Origin of the sequence: Streptomyces sp. NPDC015032, assembly GCF_043080425.1 — a bacterium.
Lineage (GTDB): Bacteria > Actinomycetota > Actinomycetes > Streptomycetales > Streptomycetaceae > Streptomyces.
Genome location: NZ_JBIBVN010000024.1, coordinates 35271 through 58990 on the forward strand (window position 1 = coordinate 35271; position 23720 = coordinate 58990).

The 23720-nt window shown below is 70.5% G+C and carries 20 protein-coding genes and 2 pseudogenes; 5 read left to right on the top strand and 17 right to left on the bottom strand.

What is annotated here, in order from left to right:
• The first annotated feature begins 240 nt into the window (after window positions 1-240).
• Window positions 241-633, top strand: a complete 393-nt coding sequence (locus tag ACF08M_RS27940; protein WP_392188025.1) for a helix-turn-helix domain-containing protein — start codon at window positions 241-243, stop codon at window positions 631-633.
• 73 nt (window positions 634-706) lie between these two features.
• Entirely contained in the window at window positions 707-1120 is a 414-nt protein-coding gene (locus tag ACF08M_RS27945) for a VOC family protein (RefSeq protein ID WP_392188026.1), read from the top strand.
• 135 nt (window positions 1121-1255) lie between these two features.
• On the opposite strand, the gene ACF08M_RS27950 is transcribed toward ACF08M_RS27945, so the two are convergent.
• The gene (locus ACF08M_RS27950) at window positions 1256-1780 is read right to left on the bottom strand and encodes a hypothetical protein (protein WP_392188027.1); all 525 of its coding nucleotides are present in this window, start codon (window positions 1778-1780) and stop codon (window positions 1256-1258) included.
• A gap of 217 nt (window positions 1781-1997) precedes the next feature.
• On the opposite strand from ACF08M_RS27950, the gene ACF08M_RS27955 reads away from it, so the two are divergent.
• A complete protein-coding gene (locus ACF08M_RS27955; protein WP_392188028.1) occupies window positions 1998-2624 on the top strand; it encodes a YceI family protein in 627 nt (208 codons plus the stop codon).
• Window positions 2625-2669: 45 nt separating this feature from the next.
• Here the strand turns inward: ACF08M_RS27955 and ACF08M_RS27960 are convergent, their stop codons facing one another.
• The 3 genes and pseudogenes from ACF08M_RS27960 to ACF08M_RS27970 all read right to left on the bottom strand — a co-directional run.
• Entirely contained in the window at window positions 2670-5366 is a 2697-nt protein-coding gene (locus ACF08M_RS27960) for a SpoIIE family protein phosphatase (RefSeq protein WP_392188029.1), read from the bottom strand.
• Window positions 5367-5589: 223 nt separating this feature from the next.
• Window positions 5590-6978, bottom strand: coding sequence for a hypothetical protein (locus ACF08M_RS27965; protein WP_392188030.1), 1389 nt, complete (start codon window positions 6976-6978; stop codon window positions 5590-5592).
• A gap of 72 nt (window positions 6979-7050) precedes the next feature.
• Window positions 7051-7209 (bottom strand): annotated as a pseudogene (locus ACF08M_RS27970) (family 1 glycosylhydrolase); the annotation flags it as partial.
• Between the two features lie 161 nt (window positions 7210-7370).
• On the opposite strand from ACF08M_RS27970, the gene ACF08M_RS27975 reads away from it, so the two are divergent.
• Window positions 7371-7841, top strand: coding sequence for a hypothetical protein (locus tag ACF08M_RS27975; RefSeq protein ID WP_392188031.1), 471 nt, complete (start codon window positions 7371-7373; stop codon window positions 7839-7841).
• 159 nt (window positions 7842-8000) lie between these two features.
• On the opposite strand, the gene cimA is transcribed toward ACF08M_RS27975, so the two are convergent.
• From cimA to ACF08M_RS28040, 13 genes and pseudogenes are all read right to left on the bottom strand, one after another.
• On the bottom strand, window positions 8001-9608 hold the full coding sequence (gene cimA, locus ACF08M_RS27980) for a citramalate synthase (protein ID WP_392188032.1): 1608 nt from the start codon (window positions 9606-9608) through the stop codon (window positions 8001-8003).
• Window positions 9609-9886: 278 nt separating this feature from the next.
• On the bottom strand, window positions 9887-11221 hold the full coding sequence (locus ACF08M_RS27985) for an MFS transporter (RefSeq protein WP_392188033.1): 1335 nt from the start codon (window positions 11219-11221) through the stop codon (window positions 9887-9889).
• Between the two features lie 66 nt (window positions 11222-11287).
• Window positions 11288-11935 (bottom strand): TetR/AcrR family transcriptional regulator, encoded by a 648-nt coding sequence (locus tag ACF08M_RS27990; protein WP_392188034.1) that lies wholly within the window; start codon window positions 11933-11935, stop codon window positions 11288-11290.
• Window positions 11936-11938: 3 nt separating this feature from the next.
• The gene (locus ACF08M_RS27995) at window positions 11939-12952 is read right to left on the bottom strand and encodes an agmatine/peptidylarginine deiminase (protein ID WP_392188035.1); all 1014 of its coding nucleotides are present in this window, start codon (window positions 12950-12952) and stop codon (window positions 11939-11941) included.
• A 70-nt stretch (window positions 12953-13022) separates the two neighbouring features.
• Window positions 13023-14711, bottom strand: a complete 1689-nt coding sequence (locus tag ACF08M_RS28000) for an urease subunit alpha (RefSeq protein WP_392188036.1) — start codon at window positions 14709-14711, stop codon at window positions 13023-13025.
• Window positions 14708-15388: an urease subunit gamma gene (gene ureA, locus ACF08M_RS28005; protein ID WP_392188037.1), complete on the bottom strand. Its 681-nt coding sequence runs from the start codon at window positions 15386-15388 to the stop codon at window positions 14708-14710. The genes ACF08M_RS28000 and ureA overlap by 4 nt, the downstream gene beginning before the upstream one ends.
• 233 nt (window positions 15389-15621) lie before the next feature.
• Window positions 15622-16710, bottom strand: coding sequence for a branched-chain amino acid aminotransferase (locus tag ACF08M_RS28010; RefSeq protein WP_392188038.1), 1089 nt, complete (start codon window positions 16708-16710; stop codon window positions 15622-15624).
• Between the two features lie 239 nt (window positions 16711-16949).
• Window positions 16950-17993 (bottom strand): 3-isopropylmalate dehydrogenase, encoded by a 1044-nt coding sequence (locus ACF08M_RS28015; protein ID WP_392188039.1) that lies wholly within the window; start codon window positions 17991-17993, stop codon window positions 16950-16952.
• A gap of 225 nt (window positions 17994-18218) precedes the next feature.
• The gene (locus ACF08M_RS28020; protein WP_266748797.1) at window positions 18219-18347 is read right to left on the bottom strand and encodes a hypothetical protein; all 129 of its coding nucleotides are present in this window, start codon (window positions 18345-18347) and stop codon (window positions 18219-18221) included.
• Window positions 18348-18529: 182 nt separating this feature from the next.
• Window positions 18530-18745, bottom strand: a pseudogene (locus tag ACF08M_RS28025) (hypothetical protein); the annotation flags it as partial.
• Window positions 18746-18822: 77 nt separating this feature from the next.
• Window positions 18823-19368: a GNAT family N-acetyltransferase gene (locus ACF08M_RS28030; RefSeq protein WP_392188040.1), complete on the bottom strand. Its 546-nt coding sequence runs from the start codon at window positions 19366-19368 to the stop codon at window positions 18823-18825.
• A gap of 308 nt (window positions 19369-19676) precedes the next feature.
• Entirely contained in the window at window positions 19677-21308 is a 1632-nt protein-coding gene (gene pruA, locus ACF08M_RS28035; protein ID WP_392188041.1) for an L-glutamate gamma-semialdehyde dehydrogenase, read from the bottom strand.
• A 48-nt stretch (window positions 21309-21356) separates the two neighbouring features.
• Window positions 21357-22337, bottom strand: coding sequence for a proline dehydrogenase family protein (locus ACF08M_RS28040; protein ID WP_392188042.1), 981 nt, complete (start codon window positions 22335-22337; stop codon window positions 21357-21359).
• A gap of 179 nt (window positions 22338-22516) precedes the next feature.
• Between ACF08M_RS28040 and ACF08M_RS28045 the strand changes: the two genes are divergently transcribed.
• Entirely contained in the window at window positions 22517-23665 is a 1149-nt protein-coding gene (locus tag ACF08M_RS28045; RefSeq protein ID WP_392188043.1) for a PucR family transcriptional regulator, read from the top strand.
• Window positions 23666-23720: the final 55 nt, after the last annotated feature.

The window sequence follows — 23720 nt, forward strand, 5'->3', positions numbered from 1 at the left end:
GCCGCTGACGCATGACATCCGGTTATTGACCGATCCTGCGGGACGCCGCATCCGGCAGCTCGGGTCATAACCTCGGGAATCGAACATGCTAATCCGTCACACGTTCGTGACGGCGACCGCCTCCAGGACAGCGGGAAGGGAGAGGCGGACAACTCGCCATCACCCCATCGAGTTCATGGGCCGGAGCCATCGGTCACCGCGTCCGTCACGGGCCGCGGAGAGCCGTGATGTGATGGCACCGTGAGCCGCGCCGCAGAAGAGACCAACCGCCGCATGCTCCGGGCACGGGATGCGATGGACCGTGCCTACGCCCAGCCGCTGGACGTCCCGGCCCTGGCCCGGATCGCCCATGTGTCCCCGGCGCACTTCACGCGCACCTTCCGGGCCACGTTCGGCGAGACGCCGCACCGCTATCTGCAACGCCGCCGGGTCGAGCGGGCGATGTTCCTGCTGCGGGGGACGGAGCGCAGCGTGACGGACATCTGCTTCGAAGTCGGCTTCGGCAGCCCGGGAACCTTCAGCCGCACGTTCCGCGACATCGTCGGCCGGTCGCCGAGGGCTTACCGCAGGGAAGCGGAAGCCACGGGCGTACCGACGTGCTTCACGATGGCGTGGACGCGGCCGAGCGCGTGACCGTCCGCCCCGGTCCGTCGACTGAGCAGTTTTGGATAAGTTTTCGTCCGGTCCGCCCCGTAGCGTGATGCACATGTTCAACACCATCACGCATTCGCAGATGTACGTCCTCGACCAGGACGAGGCCCTCGACTTCTACGTCGGCAAGCTCGGCCTGGAGGTCGCCGCCGACGTCGACATGGGCGTCATGCGCTGGCTGACCGTCCGCGTCCCCGGCCGGCCGGACCGCGAAATCCTGCTGGAGAAGCCGGGCGCTCCCGCAATGTCCGAGGAGACGGCGCAGCAGGTCCGCGAACTGGTGACCAAGGGCGCGATGGGCGGCTGGTTCATCCTCACCACGGACGACTGCCGCAAGACCTACGAGACGCTGCTCGCCCGGGGCGTCGAGTTCACCGAGGAGCCCACCGAACGCCCGTACGGAATCGACTGCGGACTGCGCGACCCCTTCGGCAACCGCATCCGCTTCACCCAGTTGAAGGCCGGCTGAAGGCCGCCTGAGAGCGGCCGGCCCGGCCGGCCGTCGCTCCGGCCGGGCCGGGCCCGTCGGCCGCTGAGCCCGCTCGCACGACTGCCCCCGTTCCGGTGGAACGGGGGCAGTGCCGTGAGCGGACGCGGTGCGCGGTCAGCAGCCGCCGCAGTTGTAGTACGTCACGTCCCAGTGGTTGCCCTCGTCCGCGTAGATGTTGCCGGAACCCGCCTTGTACTGGGGAGCGCCGTCGCCGCGCAGCCCTATGTACGTGAAGACGCCGTGGACGTAGTTCGTGAGGCAGGTGGACTTGGCGAAGTCGAGCTTGTAGCCGTTCCAGTGCGAGTACGTACCACCGGCGTGGCCCGTCTCGGTGCCGCCGGTGATGTTCAGCGCGCAGCCCGTGGCGCTCTTGAGGGTCTGGGCGCCCTGGGCGGTGGCCAGGTTGAGCTGGTCGAACGAGGTGCAGGTGGCGATATTGCGGTTGGAGCAGTTGCCGGAGGACGACCAGGTGACCCCGGAGGAGCTGAACCGGCCGGCGGCCTGGGCATGGGTGAGCTTCGTGTCGGCGTGGGCCTGGGTGGCACCGCCGCCGAGGACGCCGACGCCGGGGGCGAAGAGGACACCGAGGACGAGGGCGAGGGCGGTCAGGACGGGGCGCAGTGTCATACGGGACACCATGGGGGGACTCCTCCTGCTCATGACAAGTAAGGGCAGGGAAATACTGCCCGAGTTCTACGCGCGTCGCCAGAGGTATCGGGAGCGAATGACTCACCCTTCACGGCACCCCCGGACCCTTGATGTTGAACCTTGAACTAGATCGCGCTACAGTCAACCTCGTTGAAGGTTAAACAATCACTTTCGACCGCCGCTCGATCACGCCCCCCGAGGAGGAGCCATGGCTCTGTTCAACCGCAGGAACAACAACGCCCCGTCCGCCACCACCGCCGTCGCCGCCCCCGTGGACCCGGCCCTGGCCGCCCTCACGGGTGACTACACGATCGACCCGGCACACAGCAGCATCGGCTTCACCGTGCGCCATGCCATGGTCACCAACGTGCGCGGCACCTTCGGCGAGCACGAGGGCAGCCTGAAGCTCGACGGTCACCACCCCGCGAACTCCGCCGCCTCGATCGACGTCAAGATCGCCAGCGTCGACACCGGCATCGCCGACCGCGACGGCCACCTGGTGAGCGGCGACTTCTTCGACGCCGGGAAGTTCCCCCTCATGACGTTCCGCTCCACGCAGGCCGAGCAGCTCGGCGGCGACAAGTACCGCATCACCGGTGACCTCACGATCAAGGACGTGACGCGCCCCCTCGCCATCGACCTGGAGTTCAACGGCTCCGCCACCGACGTCTACGGCAACGAGCGGGTCGGCTTCGAGGGCAGCGCGGACATCCTGCGCTCCGACTGGGGCCTGACCTGGAACGCCGCGCTGGAGACCGGCGGCGTCATGGTCAGCGACAAGGTCAAGCTCAACTTCGACATCTCCGCCGTCAAGGCCGCCGCACCGCAGGCCTGACAGCCCGCCGCATCCGGCCCGGACCCGGTCGCCCGGCCGCACGGGTCAGGACCCGGGCCCGTGGTCGTCGCCCTCCTCCGATTCGCCGACCGTCTGCTCCGACCAGATCACCTTCCCCGTCTCGGTGTAGCGGGTGCCCCAGCGTTCGGCGAACTGGGCGACGAGGAACAGGCCCCGGCCGCCCTCGTCCATCGTCGCCGCGTACCGCAGATGCGGTGAGGTGTTGCTGGTGTCGGACACTTCGCAGATCAGGTTGCGGTCGTACAGCAGGCGGACCTCGATCGGTCCGGTGCCGTAGCGCACCGCGTTGGTGACCAGTTCGCTGAGGATCAGCTCGGTGGTGAACGCCTCCTCGTCCAGGCCGCGGTCGATGAGCCACTCGGCGACGTTCTTGCGGACTCCGGCGACGGCCGCCGGGTCGGTGGCCACGGACCACTGCGCGACCTGGCCGGGATCGAGCGTGTGGGTACGGGCCACGAGGAGTGCGACGTCGTCGGTCGGCTGGCCGGGCAGCATCGCGCCGAGCAGGTCGTCACAGGTCTCCTCCGGTGTCCGGTCGCGGCCGGCGAGGGTGCCGCGCAGCAGCTCCAGACCGGCGTCGATGTCGCGGTCCCGGTGCTCGACGAGACCGTCGGTGTAGAGGACCAGACGGCTCCCCTCGGGTACGTGGAACTCGGCCGCCTCGAAGGGCATGCCGCCGATGCCGAGGGGCAGGCCGGCCGGGATCTCGGGGAATTCGACGTCCCCGTCGGGGAGGACCAGCACGGGCCCGGGGTGGCCGGCCCTGGCCACCGCGCAGTTCCCGGAGACCGCGTCGTAGATCGCGTAGAGGCAGGTGGCGCCGGAGATCTCGACGGCGTCACCGGCGGCCGGTTCGTCCTGGTCGATCCGGGCGACCAGTTCGTCCAGATGTCCGAGGAGTTCGTCGGGGGCGAAGTCCAGCGCCGAGAAGTTGAGGATGCTGGTGCGCAGCCGCCCCATGGTGGCGGCCGCGTGCAGTCCGTATCCGACCACATCGCCGACGACCAGCGCGATCCGGGCGCCGGACAGCGGGATCACGTCGAACCAGTCGCCGCCGACCTCGGCCCGCGCCGGCAGATAGCGGTGGGCGACATCGAGGGCGTTCTGCTCGGGCAGGCCGCGGGGCAGCAGGCTGCGTTGCAGCGTCTCCACCATTTCGTGTTCGCGCGTGTACCGGCGGGCGTTGTCCACGCTGACGGCCGCCCGCGCCACCAGTTCCTCGGCGAAGGACTGGTCGTCGTCGTCGAACGGCTCGGCGCCGCCGGCGCGCCAGAAGTTGGCCAGGCCCAGAATGACGCCGCGTGCGTGCAGCGGTACGGACAGCACCGAGTGGAATCCGTAGTCGAGTATGGCCGCCGCCCGCTCCGGATCCCAGCGCTGCCAGCCCAGCTGTGCGATCACCTCGGGCCCCAGCCCGGTCTCATCGGTGTTCACGCGCATGGCCCGGATCCGGGAAGGGACGAATCCGACCAGCTGGCCGATCGGATAGAGGGGCTGGTCCGGGTCGGTCTCGGCGATGGCGGTACGGCGCATGTCCAGCGGATCGCTGGTCTGCGTGGCCGGCTGCACCCCGGGCACCGCGGGATCGGCCAGGTCGACGGTCGTGACGTCGGCGAATCCGGGGGTCGCGACATCCGCCAGCTCCTGTGCCGTCCGGGTCACATCAAGGGTGGTGCCGATCCGGGCACCGGCCTCGTAGAGGAGCAGCAGGCGTTCGTGGACGAACTCCGCCCTGCCCGTGATCTTGCGGAGCTCGGTGGTGTCGCGCAGGGTCGCCACCGAGCCGGACGGTCCGCCGACTGCCTCCATCGGCCGGAGGTTGACGACCAGCAGCCTGTTGCCGCTGCGCACCACCTTGTCGGTGACCGTCCCGTCGGAGGCGAGCAGCTCGGCGGTGTCGGGGGCCAGCCCGAGGTCCGTCACGGCGTGCCCCTCGGCGTCGGGGGGAAGGGCGAGGAGCCTGCGGGCCTCGTCGTTCACGAGCGTCAGCCGGTGGTCGGGGCCGACGATGAGGACGCCCTCGCGGACCGCGTGCAGCACCGCGTCATGGTGGTCGTACATCCGGGTCATCTCGGCCGCTCCGAGGCCGTGCGTCTGACGGCGCAGCCGTCTGGTCAGGAGCACCGCGCCGCTCGCGGTGACCACGAGGGCGACCACGGCCACTCCCGCGCTCACCGGGATCGAACGGGCGGCCGCGCTGTTCACCGTCTTGTCGGTGAGCCCGACGGAGACCACACCGGCGACCGATCCGTCGGGCCTCGGCACGGGTACCACCGAGTCGACCGCGGGTCCCAGGCTGCCGCGGAAGGTCCGGGTGAACCCCGGTCCGGTCAGGGCCTCCTTGTAGGGGCCGGTGATGTACTTGCCGATGAGCGCGGGGTCGGGGTGGGTGTAGCGGATGCCCTCGGGGCCGGCCACCACGACGAACTCGACATGGGCCTCCTTGCGGACCTGCTCCGCGCGTGGCTGAAGGATCGCGGTGGGGTTCCTGCTGTCCAGCGCCGCCGCGACCCCCGGCGAGTGGGCGAAGGTCTCGGCCACGCTGAAGGTACGCATCCGGGCCTCCTGCAGGCTGTCGCTGCGGCCCTGCACCACCAGGGCGACCGCGAAGCCGGTGATCACCAGGAGCACCAGCCCGAGTACGAAGCAGAAGACCTGACCGGCCACGGTGCGGACGCTGAACAGGGACAGCACGTCGCGAACCGGGGAACGGCGGGTCATGTCCCGGCGCGGCGGCGCGGGGGTGGCTTGGCCCGAGCGCCCCCCATCGTGCCGATGTGGTCGCCGGACGGAGCGTCGCAGCCTCGCCCGGAATCGGCCGATACCAGACATAGTTTCAGGTCTAGCATGAATCGCACCTGCCCGAGAGATCGCCCGGGAATGCCGGGATCGCCGGTCGGCGGCGACCCCGTCGGACCGGAACCCGTAGCCCCGGGCCCCCGGCTCAGAACCCGCCGCCGTCGAAGCCGCCACCGCCTCCGAGGTCGCCGCCCCCGCCGAAGCCCCCACTGTCGAAGCCTCCGCCGTCGAAGCCGGACGAGTCGAAGTCGGAGCCGGTGAAGTCCCCGCCGCTCCCGTCACCGCCCGGGCCGAAGTCACCGCCCCCGTACTCGTCCGCGTACGCCGGGGTGGACAGCATCGAGCCGAGCACCGTGCCCACCAGCAGGCCGGGGAGCAGGCCGCCGCCGAAGTAGCCGCCCGCCCAGGGGCCGTACGCCGGACCCGCCTCCCAGTACGGGCGGCGGCGGCCGTCGCGCGTGTCGACGGTACGGCTCAGCGGTTCCTCGCCCTCGCGCAGCCGGATCTCGTCCGCCGCGCAGACGGGGACCTCGCGGCCCGTGCCGCCGGACGGGGACCACCGCACGTCGGCGACCGAGGGGCCGTGGCGCGGGTCGAAGAAGCACGGCGGACGGCGGACGGGCAGTTCACCGCCCGTGCGTCGGGCCTCCAGCACCGCGAGGGAGAAGCGGCCGTCCTCCAGGGCCTGGGTGACCCCGCGCACGTCGGACGGGTGCCGGGCCCGGGACATGCGCGTCTTCGCGCTCTCGTAGGAGTCGAGTGCCCGCTCGTAGTCGGCCCGCATGTTGTCGTCGGCGCCCGGCTCGGCGGGGTGGAAGTCGAGACGGTCCAGGGTTTCGCCGTACGTGGTGATGTCCTCGTCCACGACGACGCGGAGCTTGTCGAGTGCGGCCCGCTCCTCCGCCTCCTTGCGCCTGCGGTTGCGCCGGACGACCGTGTACGCCGCACCGCCGCCCACCACGAGGATCGCGGCGACCGTGATCAGTCCGGCGGAGGACGACGGTCCGCTGCCCGCGGAGGCACCGCCCCAGGAAGCGGGGGCGCTGCCCCGGGCCTGTTCGACGGCCCGGTCCACGAAGGCGTTCAGCTGGGTCGCCGCGTCGGTGCCGGTGCCCGGTGCCTTCACCGCGGCGGTGAGGTTCCGGACCGCCCGGGTGGGCATCACCCGGGGGTCGGCGCCCGCGTTGAACCCGTCGCCGAGGCGGACCGCGTAGACGCCGGTGATGCCGGTGTCGGCGCGCAGGGTGGTGAGCAGGCTCTGCTCGGGAAACGCGGCGGTCCGCGGCAGCACTGCCACGAACACGGGTTTGTCGGCGTCCTTGATCTTCTTCGTCAGGGCGGCCGCCCGGCCCGGGGAGAGCTGGTCGGCGGCGGCCGGGTCGACGTACACCGGCCCCTTGCGCAGCGCCTGCGCGACATCGTTGATGGTGGATGCACCGACCGCTGTGGGCGCAGCCGGTGCCAGGGCGAGCACGGCTGCCGAGAGAATCAGCAGCAGGCCGGCCAACAAACTCGGGAACAGCCTGTTCCGCATATATCGAAGCTAACCCAGGTGGGTGCCGCCTGCGCGGTCGCCCACCCGGGCCGGCTCCTCTCCCGGCCGGTATCAGCTGCCGGTGCCGTTGCGGGTGTGGCGGATCGTGTCGCAATACCACTCGGCACTGTCCTTGAGCGTCCGCTCCTGCGTGTCGTAGTCGACGCGGACGATGCCGAACCGCTTGTCGTAGCCGTAGGACCACTCGAAGTTGTCCATCGGCGACCAGGCGCCGTCACGCGGACGTTCGCCCCGACGAGGCCGGCCGTGGCCTGGTTCCGGCGCGAGCGATCGCGACCGATGTGATCCACATCGCGTGCGGCGGCAAGAACCCCGGCTTTGCGATCAACATCCTTGATCTCGTCAACGACGTTCCCTCGTAAAGGACTTGCATGAACCGCCGTCGCATTTCCGCCGCCGCCCTGCTGAGTTCCGCCGTGGTCACGCTGACCACCGTCTGCGCACTCGGCACCTCCGCCTCCGCGGCTCCGGCCGCGGGAGGCGACGGGGGCACCATCGCCGCCTCCGTCGACAAGCCCTGCTACCACCCCGCCGGCTACGACCACTTCCTCAAGCTGGAATCCGCCGAGGCCGACCAGGGCGACACCCGCCTGAACGTCACCGAGGTCAGCTGCACCGTCGACCCCGACAACGAGGAGGACGTCCGCTACACGACCATCCGCAGCGCCTCGATGCTGGTCCACGCCGACGCCGAGGTCCAGGTGATCAGCGACACCGGAGCCCCGCGCACCGTCCAGCCCGGCTGGCTGGTGGACCACAAGCTGTCCAACAGCCCGTACTTCTACTACCGGGCCGACACCCAGGACCGGATCACCGCGATGCAGGAGATCTACCACCCCTGACCCGCCCGGCGCCCCGGCCCCGCCGCCGCGAGCTCGACGGCGGTGATCAGGCCGGGCCCGACGGCTCGGCACGGGCACCCACGAACGGTGTCCGCGACAGCCCTACGACCGCGCGGGCAGGCCCACCGCAACCGTGCCGTGGGCCCGCCCGCGCGAGGGCTACTCCGTCGGCTCGATCCCCGCCCGCAGCAGCCCGTACGTGTACGCGTCCTCCAGCGCCTGCCAGGACGCCGCGATGACGTTCTCCGCGACACCGACGGTCGCCCAGTCCCCGTTGCCGTCCCCCGTCGTGATGAGGACGCGGGTGGTGGACTCGGTGCCGGTGCGGCCTTCCAGGATGCGGACCTTGTAGTCGACCAGTTCCATCTTGGCGAGCTGCGGATAGATCCGCTCCAGCGCGACGCGCAGCGCCCGGTCGAGCGCGTTGACCGGACCGTTGCCCTCGGCGGTGGCGACGATGCGCTCGCCCTTGGCCCAGAGCTTCACCGTCGCCTCGTTGGCGTGCGTACCGTCGGGGCGGTCCTCGACGATGGCGCGCCAGGACTCCGTACGGAAGTAGCGGCGTACCCGGCCCTCGGCCTCCGCGCGCAGCAGCAGCTCGAAGGAGGCGTCGGCGGCCTCGTAGGTGTAGCCCTTGAGTTCGCGCTCCTTGACGCGCTCGACGACCCGGCTGACGAGTTCGCGGTCGCCGCCGAGGTCGATGCCGAGCTCCTTGCCCTTGAGCTCGATGGAGGCACGGCCCGCCATGTCGGAGACCAGCATCCGCATGGTGTTGCCGACCAGTGCGGGGTCGATGTGCTGGTACAGGTCCGGGTCGACCTTGATCGCGGAGGCGTGCAGTCCGGCCTTGTGGGCGAAGGCGGAAACACCCACATAGGGCTGGTGGGTGGAGGGCGTCAGGTTGACGACCTCGGCGATCGCGTGCGAGACACGGGTCATGTCGGCGAGCGCGCCCTCGGGGAGGACCGTCTTGCCGTACTTGAGTTCCAGGGCGGCGACGACGGGGAAGAGGTTGGCGTTGCCGACCCGCTCGCCGTAGCCGTTGGCGGTGCACTGGACGTGCGTGGCGCCCGCGTCGACGGCGGCGAGGGTGTTGGCGACGGCGCAGCCGGTGTCGTCCTGGGCGTGGATGCCGAGCCGGGCGCGGGTGTCGGCGAGCACGGTGGAGACGACGGCCTGGACCTGGGCGGGGAGCATGCCGCCGTTGGTGTCGCAGAGGATGACGACATCGGCGCCCGCCTCGTGGGCGGCGCGGACGACGGCCTTGGCGTACTCGGGATTGGCGCGGTAGCCGTCGAAGAAGTGCTCGCAGTCCACGAAGACCCGGCGGCCCTGTTCACGGAGGAAGGAGACGGTGTCGCGGACCATCTCCAGGTTCTCTTCGAGGGTGGTGCGCAGGGCGAGCTCCACGTGGCGGTCGTGGGACTTGGCGACCAGCGTGATCACGGGGGCGCCGGATTCCAGCAGCGCCCTGACCTGGGGGTCCTCGGCGGCCTTGCCGCCGGCCCGGCGGGTCGCCCCGAAGGCGACCAGTTCGGCGTTCTCGAACTCGATCTCCTGCCGGGCGCGGGCGAAGAACTCGGTGTCGCGGGGGTTGGCGCCGGGCCAGCCGCCCTCGATGAAGCCCACGCCGAAGTTGTCCAGGTGCCGGGCAATGGTCAGCTTGTCCGCGACCGTCAGGTTGATGCCTTCACGCTGGGCCCCGTCGCGCAGTGTGGTGTCGAAGACGTGGAAACTGTCGTCGGTGGGCTTGGCCTTGGTGGTCATGCTGGTCTGACTCCTGTCGGATGAGTGGATCCGGACGATCTGACTCCACTTGCCCCCATCATCCCGCGCGCCTCGGCCCGGCCGTGGTGAGGGCCGGAAAACGAAAAAACCCCTCGCGGGTGCGAGAGGTCTGCGCGCGGGTCTGGGGCACGGTGGCCGCGCCGTACATGGTGGTACGGGACGGTCACTGCGGACCGGCGCGCCTGTTGCCAATAATCATGACGAACGAGGGCACGGAGGCAGTCTTGCACAAGGCCGCCTCCGCGCCGTGCCGCGTCTCAGGATGCGGGCGTGGCACTCGTCGCGCCGGTCGGCTCCGACCGCCCCCGCGCGGACTCGTCGGCGCCGACCCGGCCCAGGTCGATGTCGCGGGTCTCGCGCATGGTCAGGTAGACGACCAGGGAGACCGCGGCGCACCCCGCGACGTACCAGTAGAAGCCGGACTCGGCGCCCGCCTTCTTGAACCAGAGCGCCACGTATTCGGCGGTGCCGCCGAAGAGCGCGTTGGCGATGGCGTACGGGAGGGCGACGCCCAGGGCGCGGATGCCGGTCGGGAAGAGTTCGGCCTTCACGCAGGCGTTGATCGAGGTGTACCCGGTGACGACGACCAGGGCCAGGAGCGCCAGGCCGAAGGCGGGCCAGAAAGTGCCCGCGTGCTTGAGCATCGTCATGATCGGCACGGTCAGGAAGGTGGAACCGACGGCGAAGGTGATCAGCAGCGGGCGGCGGCCGATCCGGTCGGAGAGCAGTCCGGCGAGCGGCTGGATGCACATGAAGACGAACAGGGCGCAGAAGCTGACGAGCGAGGCGGTGGACTTCTCCATGCCGGCGCTCTTGGAGAGGAACTTGGTGAGGTAGGTCGTGTACGTGTAGTAGGCGACGGTCCCGCCCATGGTCAGGGCCATCACCAGGAACGCCTCGCGCTTGTGCCGCCACAGCGCCGTCAGCGTGCCACGGTCCTCCTGCTCGGCGGCACCGGACTCCGCGTAGACCTCGGTCTCCAGCATCGAGCGGCGCAGGTAGAAGACGACCGCGGCACCGAGCGCGCCGACGATGAACGGGATGCGCCAGCCCCAGCTGTGCAGGGCCGCGTCGGACATGTTGCGCTGCAGGACGATCTGGAGGCCCAGGCCGATGAGCTGTCCCGCGGTCATGGACACGTACTGGAAGCTGGAGGCGAAGCCACGCCGGTGAGGTGCGGACGCCTCGGTCAGATAGGTGGCGCTGGCGGCGTACTCGCCGCCGACGGACAGGCCCTGGAGCAGCCTGGCCAGCAGCAGGACGGCGACGCCGCCGTATCCCGCCACGTCGTACGTCGGCGCGATGGCGATGAGGACCGCGGAGGCCGACATGAGGGTGACGGTGAGGGTGAGCGCGGCCTTGCGGCCCCGGCGGTCACCGATCCGGCCGAGCATCCAGCCGCCGACCGGCCTCATGAAGAAGCCGACGGCGAAGATGCCCATGGTGTTCATGAGATTGGCGGTCTCATTGCCTTCGGGGAAGAACGAGTCCGCGAAGTAGACCGCGAAGGTCGCGTACACGAACCAGTCGAACCACTCGACCATGTTGCCGGCCGAGCCGACCCAGATTTTCTTCCACTGCTCTCGTCCCATGGTCCGTCACCGTGCCCGAACAGCCGGGAGCACAACAAGAGCGCAACGGGCAACGATCACGCGTACTTACGTGCGTTTCGTTCGCCTCGTTCCCGGACCGCCGGTGCGCTCCGCGGCGGTGAGCGAGTCGTCGATGAACTCCCCGACCCGGACGAGGGCTTGCTCCCGGCCCATACCCGGGATGCCGACGGCGACATGGACGCTGAACCCGTCGAGCAGGGCCCGCAGCCGAGTCGCGAACCGCTCGGCGTCGACGGTACGGAACTCGCCGCACGAGGTGCCCTCCGCCAGCAGCGCCACCAGGTCGCGGTGCCAGGCGCCCTCGATCGCGGCCTGCCGGGCGCGCGCGTCGTCGTCGGCGTTCCGCGAGCGGTTCCAGACCTCCAGCCAGAGCGTCCAGTGCGGGTCGTGGTCGCCGTCGGGGAGGTACAGACCGATGTACGCGTCGAGCCGTTCGCGGACCGCCGTCCGCCCCGACAGCAGGGCGCGCCGTTCCGCGCCGAGCCGCCCCTCGCTCCATTCCAGGGTCTGGAGCAGCAGTTCGTCCTTGGTGCGGAAGTAGTAGAGGAGGTGCCCGCTGCTCATGCCGACCTCACGGCCCAGCCCGGCCATGGTGAGGCCGTCGAGGCCGCGTTCGGCGATGGTGGCCATGGCGGCGGCCAGGAGTTCCTCGCGGGGCGGGGCGGTGTTGCGTCGGCGTGGAGCGGGGGGCACGGTTCAGACCTTCGGCTGCTGCTGGGTGATGCAGTGGATGCCTCCACCGCCGGCAAAGATCGTACGGGCGTCGACGAGGGTCACCGTACGGTCGGGGAAGAGCTCGCCGAAGATCGCCGCCGCTTCCTTGTCGCGCGAGTCGTCGAAGGCGCAGAGGATCACGCCGTCGTTGCAGAGGTAGTGGTTGATGTAGGAGTAGTCGACCCACTCGCCGTCGGCCTTCAGCACGGTGGGCGCGGGGACCTCCACGACGTCCAGGGAGCGGCCCCTGGCGTCGGTGGCGGCACGCAGGACGCGGAGCGTCTCGCGGGTGATCTCGTGGTCGGGGTGGGCCGGGTCCGGCTGGACGTGGGCGACGACGGTGCCGGGGCGGGCGAAGGCGGCGACGATGTCGACATGGCCGAGCGTGCCGTACGTGCCGTAGTCGCCGGCCAGTCCGCGGGGCAGCCAGATGGCCTTCTCGGTGCCGAGCCTGGCGTGGATCTCGGCCTCGGCCTGTTCGCGGGTCAGCCCGGGGTTGCGCTCCTCGCCGAGCTGGACGGTCTCGGTGAGCAGGACGGTGCCCTCGCCGTCGACGTGGATGGCGCCGCCCTCGTTGACCAGGGCGGAGCTGTGCACGGGGACGGCGGCGAGCTCGGCGACGGAGCGGGCGATGTGCTGGTCGTGCTCCCAGCGGGCCCAGCTCTGCGCGCCCCAGCCGTTGAACGTCCAGTCGACGGCGGCCAGTTGGTTGCCGTCGGTGACGAAGGTCGGCCCGATGTCCCGCATCCAGGCGTCGTCGAGCGGGCGGACGGCCAGTTCGATGTCCGGGCCGAGGAGTCGGCGGGCGCTGTCCTCCTGGCCGGGTCCGACGACCATCGTGACGGGTTCGAAGCGGCGGACGGCGCGGGCGACGGCGGCCCAGGCGTCGCGGGCCCCGTCCAGTTCGGCGTCGGTGTCGAAGGTGGGGTTGGGGCCCGGCCAGGCCATCCAGGTGCGTTCGTGCGGGGCCCACTCGGGCGGCATGCGGAAGGTCATGAGGTGTTCCTGAAGGCGTGTCGGATCAGGTGATACGTGTCGGGTGAGGCGATACGTGTCGGATGAGGCGTCAGAGGAAGTAGAGGCGGTTGAGGGAGACGGAGTCGGCGGGCTCGGAACGCAACGGGTCGCCGTCCAGGGTGACCAGGCCGCTGCGGGCGTCCACGGCGACCTCTCCGGTACGGGAGTTGTGGACGAGGTCGCCGGGACCGATGCCGCGGGTGCCGCGTACTCCGACGCGGCGCCGGCGCGTGGGCATCAGGTCCGCCCCGAGCTGGGTCGCCGCCTGGGAGACGAAGGCCACGGAGAGATCGGCGGCAGTGGCTCCGTACGCCCCGAACTGCGGTCCGAGGACCAGGGGTTCGCAGGTGTCGGTGGCGGCGTTCGGGTCGCCCGTGACCCCGTACGCCGGGAAGCCGGCCTTCAGTACGAGCTGTGGTTTCGCGCCGAAGAACTCGGGCCGCCACAGCACGATGTCGGCGAGCTTGCCGGTCTCGATGGAGCCGATCTCGTGCGCGAGGCCGTGGGCGATGGCGGGGTTGATGGTGAGCTTGGCGATGTAGCGCAGCACCCGGGCGTTGTCGTCCGCGGGGCCGTCGCCGTCCATCGGGCCGAGCTCCGCCTTCATCTTCCCGGCCATGGCGAAGGTGCGGCGCACCGTCTCACCGGCGCGTCCCATGCCCTGCGCGTCGGACGAGGTGATGCCGATGGCACCCAGGTCGTGCAGGACGTCCTCGGCGCCCATCGTTCCGGCGCGGATGCGGTCGCGGGCCATGGCGGCGTCGCCCGGCAGGTCCGTCTTGAGGTCGTGTACGGAGACGATCATCCCGTAGTGCTCGGCGACGGCGTCCCGGCCGAAGGGCAGCGTCGGGTTGGTGGACGAGCCGATGACGTTCTCGACCCCGGCCATCTTCAGGACGTTGGGGACATGCCCGCCGCCGCAGCCCTCGATGTGGAAGGCGTGGATCGTGCGGCCTTCGAGGACGCGCAGGGTGTCCTCGACCGACAGGCACTCGTTCAGCCCGTCGCTGTGCAGGGCGACCTGGACATCGTGCTCCTCGGCGACGCGCAGGGCGGTGTCCAGGGCGCGGGTATGGGCGCCCATGTCCTCGTGGACCTTGAAGCCGCAGGCCCCGCCCTCCGCGAGCGCCTCGACCAGCGGCGCCGGGTGGGAGGACGAACCGCGGCCCAGGAAGCCGATGTTGACGGGCCAGGCGTCGAAGGCGTTGAAGGCGTGGCGCAGCGCCCAGGGCGAGTTGACCCCGACGCCCCAGACGGGGCCGAACTCCTGGCCGATGACCGTGGTGACGCCGGAGGCGAGCGAGGCCTCCATGATCCGGGGCGAGAGCAGATGGACATGGGTGTCGACGGCGCCCGCCGTCGCGATCATGCCCTCGCCGGAGACGATGGTGGTGCCCGTGCCGACGACGACATCGACGCCGTCGAGGGTGTCCGGGTTCCCGGCCCGCCCGATCGCCGCGATCCGGCCCTCGCGGATCCCGATCGACACCTTGCGGATGCCCTGCACGGCGTCGATGACCAGCACATTGCTGATGACGACATCACAGGTGTCGCGGACGGCCGCGGCCTTGAGATGCAGCCCGTCGCGAGCGGTCTTGCCGAAGCCTGCGAGGAACTCCTCGCCGTACCGCTGCGCGTCGGACTCGACGCGGACGGTCAGCCCGGAGTCGCCGAGCCGGACCCGGTCCCCGGCGCGCGGGCCGTGCACGCAGGCGTACTCGTGACGATCGATGCTCATCGCCCGGCTCCCAGGTATCCGCAGGCCGCCGCGCGCCGCAGGGCCTCTTCGCGTGCGCCGGGGGCGTCGAGCGGACCGTCGACCAGACCGGCGAACCCGATGGCGATCCGGTCGCCGCCGATCGGCACCAGCCCCACGTCCACGGACTCCCCGGGCCCGAAGCGGACGGAGGACCCGGCGGGGACGCAGAGCCGCATCCCGTACGCGGCCGACCGGTCGAAGTCGAGCCGCGGGTTGGCCTCGAAGAAGTGGAAGTGCGAGGTGACGGAGACCGGCACGGTCGCGGTATTGCGGACGGTCAGCCGCGCCGCGGGCTCGGGTTCGGGGGTGGCGGGGCCGGGGACGACGGCTCCGGGCGCGTCGTCGCCCAGCCCGCCGCCCAGCGGCCGGGAGACCACGGCGAGCCGCGAACCGTCGTCGAAGACGGCCTCCACATGGACCTCGGTGACGACATCGGCGACCCCCGGAAGGACGTCGTCGGGGCCGAGCACGGAGCGCGCGGCCTCGATGGCCTCGGCGAGCCTGCGCCCGTCGCGGGCGGCCTCGCAGACCGTGTCCGCGATCAGGGCGGTCGCCTCGGGGACATTGAGCCTCAGTCCCCGGGCGCGGCGGGCCCGGGCCAGTTCGGCGGCGCCGAAGAGGAGCAGCCGGTCACGTTCCGTCGGGGTCAGTCGCACGCCCGAACACCTCCTGTTTAGAGCAGCACTCTAACCATGGATCAAAGGCATACGGAAGGATGACTCCGTCACTTTTGAGCAGCACTCCAATACTGCGGAGGGTCCGGGCACACGACATCCGGGCACACGGCGAAGGCCGCGCCCGGCAGAACCGGGCGCGGCCTTCGCGCGTACGTGGAACGGGTCGGACCGGGTCCTGGTGCCGCGACCCGCAATGTCTGCCCGGAGGGGCACTAGCCGAGCGGGTGCATCCAGCCGTGGGCGTCCTCGGCGGTGCCGCGCTGGATGTCCAGCAGCCGCTCGCGCAGCTTCATCGTGACCTCACCGGGCACGCCCTCGCTCTGGACCCACTCGCCGCCCGCGGACTTGACGGTGCCGACGGGGGTGATGACGGCGGCGGTACCGCAGGCGAAGACCTCGGTGAGGGTGCCGTTCTCGGTGTCGGCACGCCACTGGTCGATGGAGACACGGCCCTCCTCGGACTCGTATCCGAGGTCGCGGGCGACCTTGAGCAGCGAGTCACGGGTGACGCCGGCGAGCAGGGAGCCGGTCAGGGCCGGAGTGATGATCTTGTTCCCGTACACGAAGTACAGGTTCATCCCGCCGAGCTCCTCTACCCACTTGTGCTCGACCGCATCGAGGTAGGCGACCTGGTCGCAGCCCTTCGCCGCGGCCTCGGCCTGGGCGAGCAGGGAGGCCGCGTAGTTGCCGCCGGTCTTGGCATCGCCCATGCCGCCGGGGACGGCGCGGACGCGGTCCTCGGAGAGCCAGATGGAGACCGGCTTGACGCCACCGGGGAAGTAGGCGCCGGCGGGCGAGGCGATGACGACGAAGAGGTACTCGTTGGCGGGCTTCACGCCGAGACCGACCTCGGTCGCGATCATGAACGGGCGCAGGTAGAGCGACTCCTCGCCGCCGTGCGCCGGAACCCACGCCCTGTCCTGCTGGACCAGCACATCGCACGCCTCGATGAACGTCTCGACGGGCAGTTCCGGCATGCCCAGCCGGTGCGCCGACGCCTGGAAGCGCTTGGCGTTCGCGTCCGGGCGGAACGTGGCAACGCTGCCATCGGGCCGGCGGTACGCCTTGAGGCCCTCGAAGATCTCCTGCGCGTAATGCAGGACCGTGGTCGCGGGGTCGAGGGAGAGGGGGCCGTAGGGGACGAGTTGGCCGTCGTGCCAGCCGCGGCCCTCGGTCCACCGGATCGTCACCATGTGATCGGTGAAGTAGCGGCCGAATCCGGGCTTGACCAGAATCGCCTCGCGCTCCGCGTCGGACAGCGGGTTCGAGGAGGGCTTGAGCTCGATCGTGGGCGTCGTCATGAGTGCATGTCCTTCACCGGTTGTGTGTGTTGGACCGCGCTCGCGCCGCTCCTGCCAGACAGGTACTAGGACGTCCGAGCTTCAGTGCGAGCCACGGCCCCGTTCGATTATCGCTCCCGGGTGGCTGTGCACGAAATGACGCGAATGCGGTCCAGTGGTCGATGGTGGCACCCGAGGCCGCACAGGAGAAGCCGCCGGGTGCGATTGCGACCCGGCGGCTTCGAAACGGAGTCGTCGGGTCAGCTCGCTACGCGTACCGCGAGCGCGTCACCGATCTGGTCGGTCGTACGGGTCGTCGTCCCGTCGCGCTCCGCGAGGTCGGCGGAGACGGCGTCCTCGATGCGCACGGCCTGGGACTCGTAGCCGAGGTGGCGCAGCAGGAGGGCGACGGAGAGGACCGTGGCGGTCGGGTCGGCCTTGCCCTGGCCCGCGATGTCGGGGGCGGAACCGTGGACCGGCTCGAACATCGACGGGAAGGTGCCCGTCGGGTTGATGTTGCCGGAGGCGGCCAGGCCGATGCCGCCGGTCACGGCAGCGGCGAGGTCGGTGAGGATGTCACCGAAGAGGTTGTCGGTGACGATGACGTCGAAGCGCTCCGGCTGGGTGACGAAGAAGATCGTCGCGGCGTCGACGTGCAGATAGTCGGTGGTGACCTCGGGGTACTCGGTCGCGACCTTGTCGAAGATGTTCTTCCACATGTGGCCCGCGTACACCAGGACGTTGTTCTTGTGAACCAGCGTCAGCTTCTTGCGCGGGCGGGAGTTCGCCCGCTCGAAGGCGTCACGGACGACGCGCTCGACGCCGTACGCGGTGTTGACGCTGACCTCGGTGGCGACCTCGGCCGGCGTACCGGTGCGCAGCGAACCGCCGTTGCCGGTGTACGGGCCCTCGGTGCCCTCGCGGACCACGACGAAGTCGATGTCCGGGCGGCCGGCCAGCGGGGTCGAGGTGTTCGGGAACAGCTTCGACGGCCGCAGGTTGATGAAGTGGTCGAAGGCGAACCGCAGCTTCAGCAGGAGGCCGCGCTCCAGGACGCCGGACGGCACGGAGGGGTCACCGATCGCGCCGAGCAGGATGGCGTCGTGGCCCTTGAGGGCTTCGAGCTCCGCGTCCGGGAGGGTTTCGCCGGTACGGTGCCAGCGCCGGGCGCCGAGGTCGTACTCCCTGGTCTCCAGCTTCACATCCTGCGGGAGAACAGCGTTGAGGACCTTGAGGCCCTGGGCCACGACCTCCTGGCCGATACCGTCACCGGGGATCACTGCGAGATTGATGCTGCGAGACATGTCCGCACCTTACTGCGCGTCCCACCCCATGACACGTCACGTCCACCATACGGACACGCGGCAAGCTGTACGTGTACCGCTCACCTACTCGGTGGGACGGAGTCGCACGGCAGGTGGATGTTCTGCTCCAGGGGCATCCCCTGTTTCGGAATCCCCGAGAAGCTCGCAGGCCGTACGAGCATGGCCGAGCAGCACATACGCGACCTGCCCCGGCCGCAACCGGTCTCAGTGGCCCGTGGAGCCGCCGTTGTCCCTGCGGTCGAGGGCCCGCTGCAGGGCGGCGGCGGCGTTCCGGCGCTCCGACTCGGTCGGGCGGTGGGTGTGACGGACTCGGCGGACAGTCGTCTCGGCCATGGTGGATCGACTCCTTGAGATCGCGAGGATTTCGAGATCGAAAAAACGTGAGGGTGATGTCGAGATCGGGATTTCGAGGTGCCGGAAGGGCGGGGAGCGGGCGCCGCAGGGATTGCCTGCACGGGGGCGCGACTCACGACCGCCAGTCGCTGGATCGAGCGAGACGTTCGGCTCCTACAAAGCTAGGACAGCTCGGCCGGTCTGTCTCCACAATTACTCGGACTTCCTACTATCTGAGACGGAGGTTTACGACCGCCCGCCCTCAGTTCCCGGATCAGAGCCCGCACGCCGAGCGATCGTGCCTGCTCAGGGGTGGTGACATAGCCGATCGAACGCGTCGGACGCTCCGGCCCGAGCGTGGTGATCCCGGCCACGCCCGGCGCTCCTTCGAGTGACAGCTCATCCGCACCGCCGGCTGAGAGCCGCCCCTCATCGGCCGGACGGGCCCCGGGACTGTCCGGCCGACGGGATCCGGTCAGAGCACGTCCCCGTCCCGCCAGTCGAAGATCAGCGTCCCGGACGTGGGCATCGGCGCGCGGCCGGCCGCGCCGCGGACATAGGTGCCGCCCTCCTCGTCCGGCAGCCGCTCCACCCCGTGCGCCCCCTGGACCGCGATCCGCCCCGGCCACACCTGCCAGCCGCGTCCGGTGTACATCGCGGCCCCTTCGGCCGAGGCGGACAGGGCCCCGAAGGCGTACGCCCCGTCGATCACCTGTTCCAGCGCGGCCATCACCCGCCCGCCGAGCCCCTCCCGGCGGCGGTCGGCGCGGACGGCCACGGCCTCCACGTAGCCGATCCGGTACGAGCGGCCCTCGTGGACCACCCGGCGCTGGACGACACTGCCGTGCGCCAGGAACCCGCTGCCGTCCCGTACGTACGCGTGGACGCCGCCGAGGGCGTGGTCCCAGTCGTCGTCGCCGAAGTCGCCCTCGAAGGCGGTGTCCAGGAGGGTGCGGATCTCGCCGAGGGCGGCCGGGGCCAGCTGGTAGGTGTGCTCGGTGTGCAGGATCGGCCCAGTCATGCCCTCCAGCCTCCCAGTACCCCGCGCCCACCAGGTAGTCAGCCCCCCATCCGAGTACCTGTCACGTGTCGAAATCATGTGTGCCGCACGAGAGTTGGAACCATGAACGGCCTCTACGCGGCCGGGCTGTCGCCGATCGTGTTATCCGGCCGACGACTGCCAGGTGCCGGACCTGGTACGGAAGTCGATGAGCCAGGTGCTCGTGGAGATCTGACCCGGCGGACATGGAAACCGCCTCCCGGCCGGCAGGGGAACCGGGCGGGAGGCGGCAGTCGTGGCGGGGCGCCGGGGTGCGGCGCCCCGGGGGGTCAGCCCTGGTGGGGGTAGGTGTAGTCGGTCGGCGGGACCAGCGTCTCCTTGATGGCCCGGGTCAGGGTCCAGCGCTGCAGGTTCTGCGGGGCGCCCGCCTTGTCGTTGGTGCCCGAGGCACGGCCGCCGCCGAAGGGCTGCTGGCCGACGACGGCACCGGTCGACTTGTCGTTGATGTAGAAGTTGCCCGCGGCGTACCGCAGCTTCTCCATGGTGTGCGCGGCCGCGGCACGGTCGCCCGCGATGACGGAACCGGTCAGCGCGTAGTCGGAGACCGACTCCATCTGCTCCAGCATCTCGTCGTACTTGTCGTCCTCGTAGACGTGCACGGCGAGGATCGGGCCGAAGTACTCGGTCGTGAAGACCTCGTTCGAGGCGTCGGTGCACTCGATGACGGTCGGACGGACGAAGTAGCCCACCGAGTCGTCGTACGTGCCGCCCGCGATGATCGTGCAGGACGGGTCGGCCTCGGCACGGTCGATCGCAGCCTTGTTCTTGGCGAACGAGCGCTCGTCGATGACGGCGCCGATGAAGTTCGACAGGTCGGTGACGTCACCCATGGTGATGGAGTCGACCTCGGCCGCGAACTTCTCCTTGAAACCGGAGTTCCAGATGGAGGCCGGGATGTACGCGCGGGAGGAGGCCGAGCACTTCTGGCCCTGGAACTCGAAGGAGCCACGGGTCAGCGCGGTCTTCAGGACGGCGTGGTCGGCCGACGGGTGGGCGACGACGAAGTCCTTGCCGCCGGTCTCGCCGACGAGCCGCGGGTAGGTGCGGTAGTTGGCGATGTTGTTGCCGACCGTCTTCCACAGGTGCTGGAAGGTGGGGGTCGAGCCGGTGAAGTGGATACCGGCCAGGTCGCGGTGGTTCAGGGCCACCTCGGAGACGGCGATGCCGTCGCCCGTCACCAGGTTGATGACGCCCTTGGGCAGACCGGCCTCTTCCAGGAGCTGCATCAGCAGCACGGCGGCGTGCGTCTGCGTCGGGGACGGCTTCCACACCACGACGTTGCCCATGAGGGCGGGGGCGGTGGGCAGGTTGCCCGCGATCGCCGTGAAGTTGAACGGCGTGATCGCGTAGACGAAGCCCTCCAGCGGGCGGTGGTCCATGCGGTTCCACACGCCCGGCGAGTTGGCCGGGGGCTGCTCGGCCAGGATCTGGCGCGCGTAGTGCACGTTGAAGCGCCAGAAGTCGACGAGCTCGCAGGGGGTGTCGATCTCGGCCTGCTGGGCGGTCTTCGACTGGCCGAGCATCGTGGACGCGGCCAGCGTCTCGCGCCAGGGGCCGGACAGGAGCTCGGCGGCGCGCAGGATGATCGCGGCGCGGTCGTCGAAGGACATCGCGCGCCAGGCCGGGGCGGCGGCCAGCGCGGCGTCGACGGCGTCCTGCGCGTCCTTCTGCGTGGCGTTGGCGAAGGTACCGATGACGGCCTTGTGGTTGTGCGGCTGCACGACGTCGAAGCGCTCGCCGCCGCCCATCCGCTTCTCGCCGCCGATGGTCATCGGAAGGTCGATCGGGTTCTGGCCGAGCTCCTTGAGCTTCGCCTCCAGGCGGGCACGCTCCGGGGAACCCGGGGCGTAGGAGTGCACCGGCTCGTTGACCGGCGCGGGGACCTGGGTCACAGCGTCCATGAGTGCCTTGTCTCCTTGTGTCGGGGGGGTGGGGGTCAGCCGGGCAGGTCAGCCCTTGGTGAGGATGGAGCGGCCGAAGAACAGCAGGTTCGCCGGCTTCTCCGCGAGGCGGCGCATGAAGTAGCCGTACCAGTCGGTGCCGTACGCGGTGTAGACGCGCATCCGGTGGCCCTCGGCCGCGAGCCGGAGGTGCTCGTCGCTGCGGATGCCGTAGAGCATCTGGAACTCGTACTCGTCCAGTTTGCGCCCGGCCTTGCGGGCCAGCTCCTGGGCGATGGCGATCAGGCGCGGGTCGTGCGACCCGATCATCGGGTAGCCCTCGCCCTCCATCAGGGTCTTCAGGATGCGGACGTACGCCTTGTCGATCTCGGCCTTGTCCTGGTACGCGACGGAGGCGGGCTCCTTGTAGGCGCCCTTCACGATGCGGACGCGGCTGCCGGCGGCGGCCAGGCGGCGGGCGTCCTCCTCGGTGCGGAACAGGTACGCCTGGATCACACAGCCGGTCTGCGGGAAGTCCTTCCGCAGCTCCTCGTGGATGGCGAACATCGAGTCGAGGGTGGTGTGGTCCTCGGCGTCCAGCGTGACCGTGGTGCCGATCGCGGCGGCGGCCTCGACGACCGGGCGGACATTGGCGAGCGCCAGCTCGTGTCCCGCCCGCCACCCGCCACCGCCCTTGGCCGAGAGCCCTTCGGGCTCGCCTCCTTCGATGTCCAGCGACTGGCCGAACATGGAGAGCTTGACGGACATCTCGGCCTTGGTGCCCAGGCCGAGCTCCTTGAGGCGGTCGACCAGTTCCAGGTAGGCGTCGCGGGCGGCGGCGGCCTGCTCGGGGGTGGTGATGTCCTCGCCCACCACGTCGAGGGTGACTTCCAGGCCCTTCCCGGCGGCGTCCTCGATGACCGGGACGACCTGGTCGACGGTCTCACCGGCGATGAACCGGTCGACGACCTGCTTGGTGCCAGGCGCGGCCGATATGAAACGACGCATCCGGTCGCTGCGGGACGCGGCGAGAATCACGGGACCCAGCACGGGGCACCTCCACGGAAAGTACGGACGAGAGCCGTACCGGCAGCGGGGTAACAGAGCGGTACAGCACGGAGAACCACCGTGAAATCTAAGGATCCCTCCGATCGTGTGCCATCGACAGCTGTCACGCATCCGTTCCCGGGATCTCAGACATATGTCTGAAGGGGTGCGAGAATGGCCGGGTGAAGGGCGATTACCAGGAGCTGGTCGACGAGATCTCGGGGCTGCTCGGCGCCCCCGCGACGCTGGAGAACCGGGATTTCGGCCTGGTCGCCTTCGGCGCCCACGACAGCGACGACGACACGGCGATGGACCCGGTCCGCACCCGCTCGATCCTGACGAGGCGCTCCACGCCCGCCGTCCGCGCCTGGTTCGAGGGCTTCGGCATCGCCCGTGCGACCGGCCCGGTCCGCATTCCGGCCGCCCCGGAGGCCGGGGTGTTCCGGGGCCGGATCTGTCTGCCGGTACGCCATCGGGGTGTCGTGCTCGGTTACGTGTGGCTGCTCGACGCGGACCCCGGGCCGACCGGGGAACAGCTGGACGCGGCGATGGAGGTGGCGGCCCGGATCGGCGGGCTGCTCTCCGACGAGGCGCGGGCCGGGACGGATCTGTCCCGGGAGTTCGGTGCGGTCCTCACCGCCGGGCAGGGCTGGCAGCGCGACATGGCGGTGGCCGCGCTGCACGAGGCGCTGGGCCGGGACGCGGAGGGGCTGCACACGCTGGTGTGCGTGACGCCGTGGACCGACGATCCGCCATCGGTCCGTACGGTGTCGTCGGCGGCGGCACTGACCTCGGCCCCGGCACCGGCACCGGGCGCCGCCGGGGCCGCGTCGCTGGCCGCACTGGTCCGGCTGCGCTCCACCGATGTCCTCGACCCGGCGCTGGCCGCCGCGGACCGGCTGCGTTCCGCGGCGGGCCCGGGTGCCACGGCCGGCGTCGCGGCGCCCCGCCGGGGTCTGGCGGACCTGGCCGCGGCCTGGCACGAGGCATCGGCCGCCGCCCGTGCGGCGTCGGCCGAGTCCCGCTTCGGTCCGGTCGCCGAGTGGTCGGCGATCGGCCCGTACCGGCTGCTGACGGCACTTCCCGCGGAAGCGGCCGCGGACCGCGCGGTGCGCGCTCTGCTCACCCCGCCGCACAAGGATCTGGCCCGCACCGCCGAGGTGTTCCTCGACTGCGCGGGCCAGGCGTCCCGGACGGCCGCCGCGCTCGGCATCCACCGCCAGACGCTCTACTACCGGCTCTCCCGGGTCCAGCAGCTCACCGGCCTCGATCTGAACGACGGCGAGGACCGGCTGCTGCTGCACATGGCGCTCAAGGCCGCGCGGCTCTGACCTGGCGCCGCCGCTGTGCCGACGCCGGGGCCGTTCCGGGGCGGGCCGGACGCGG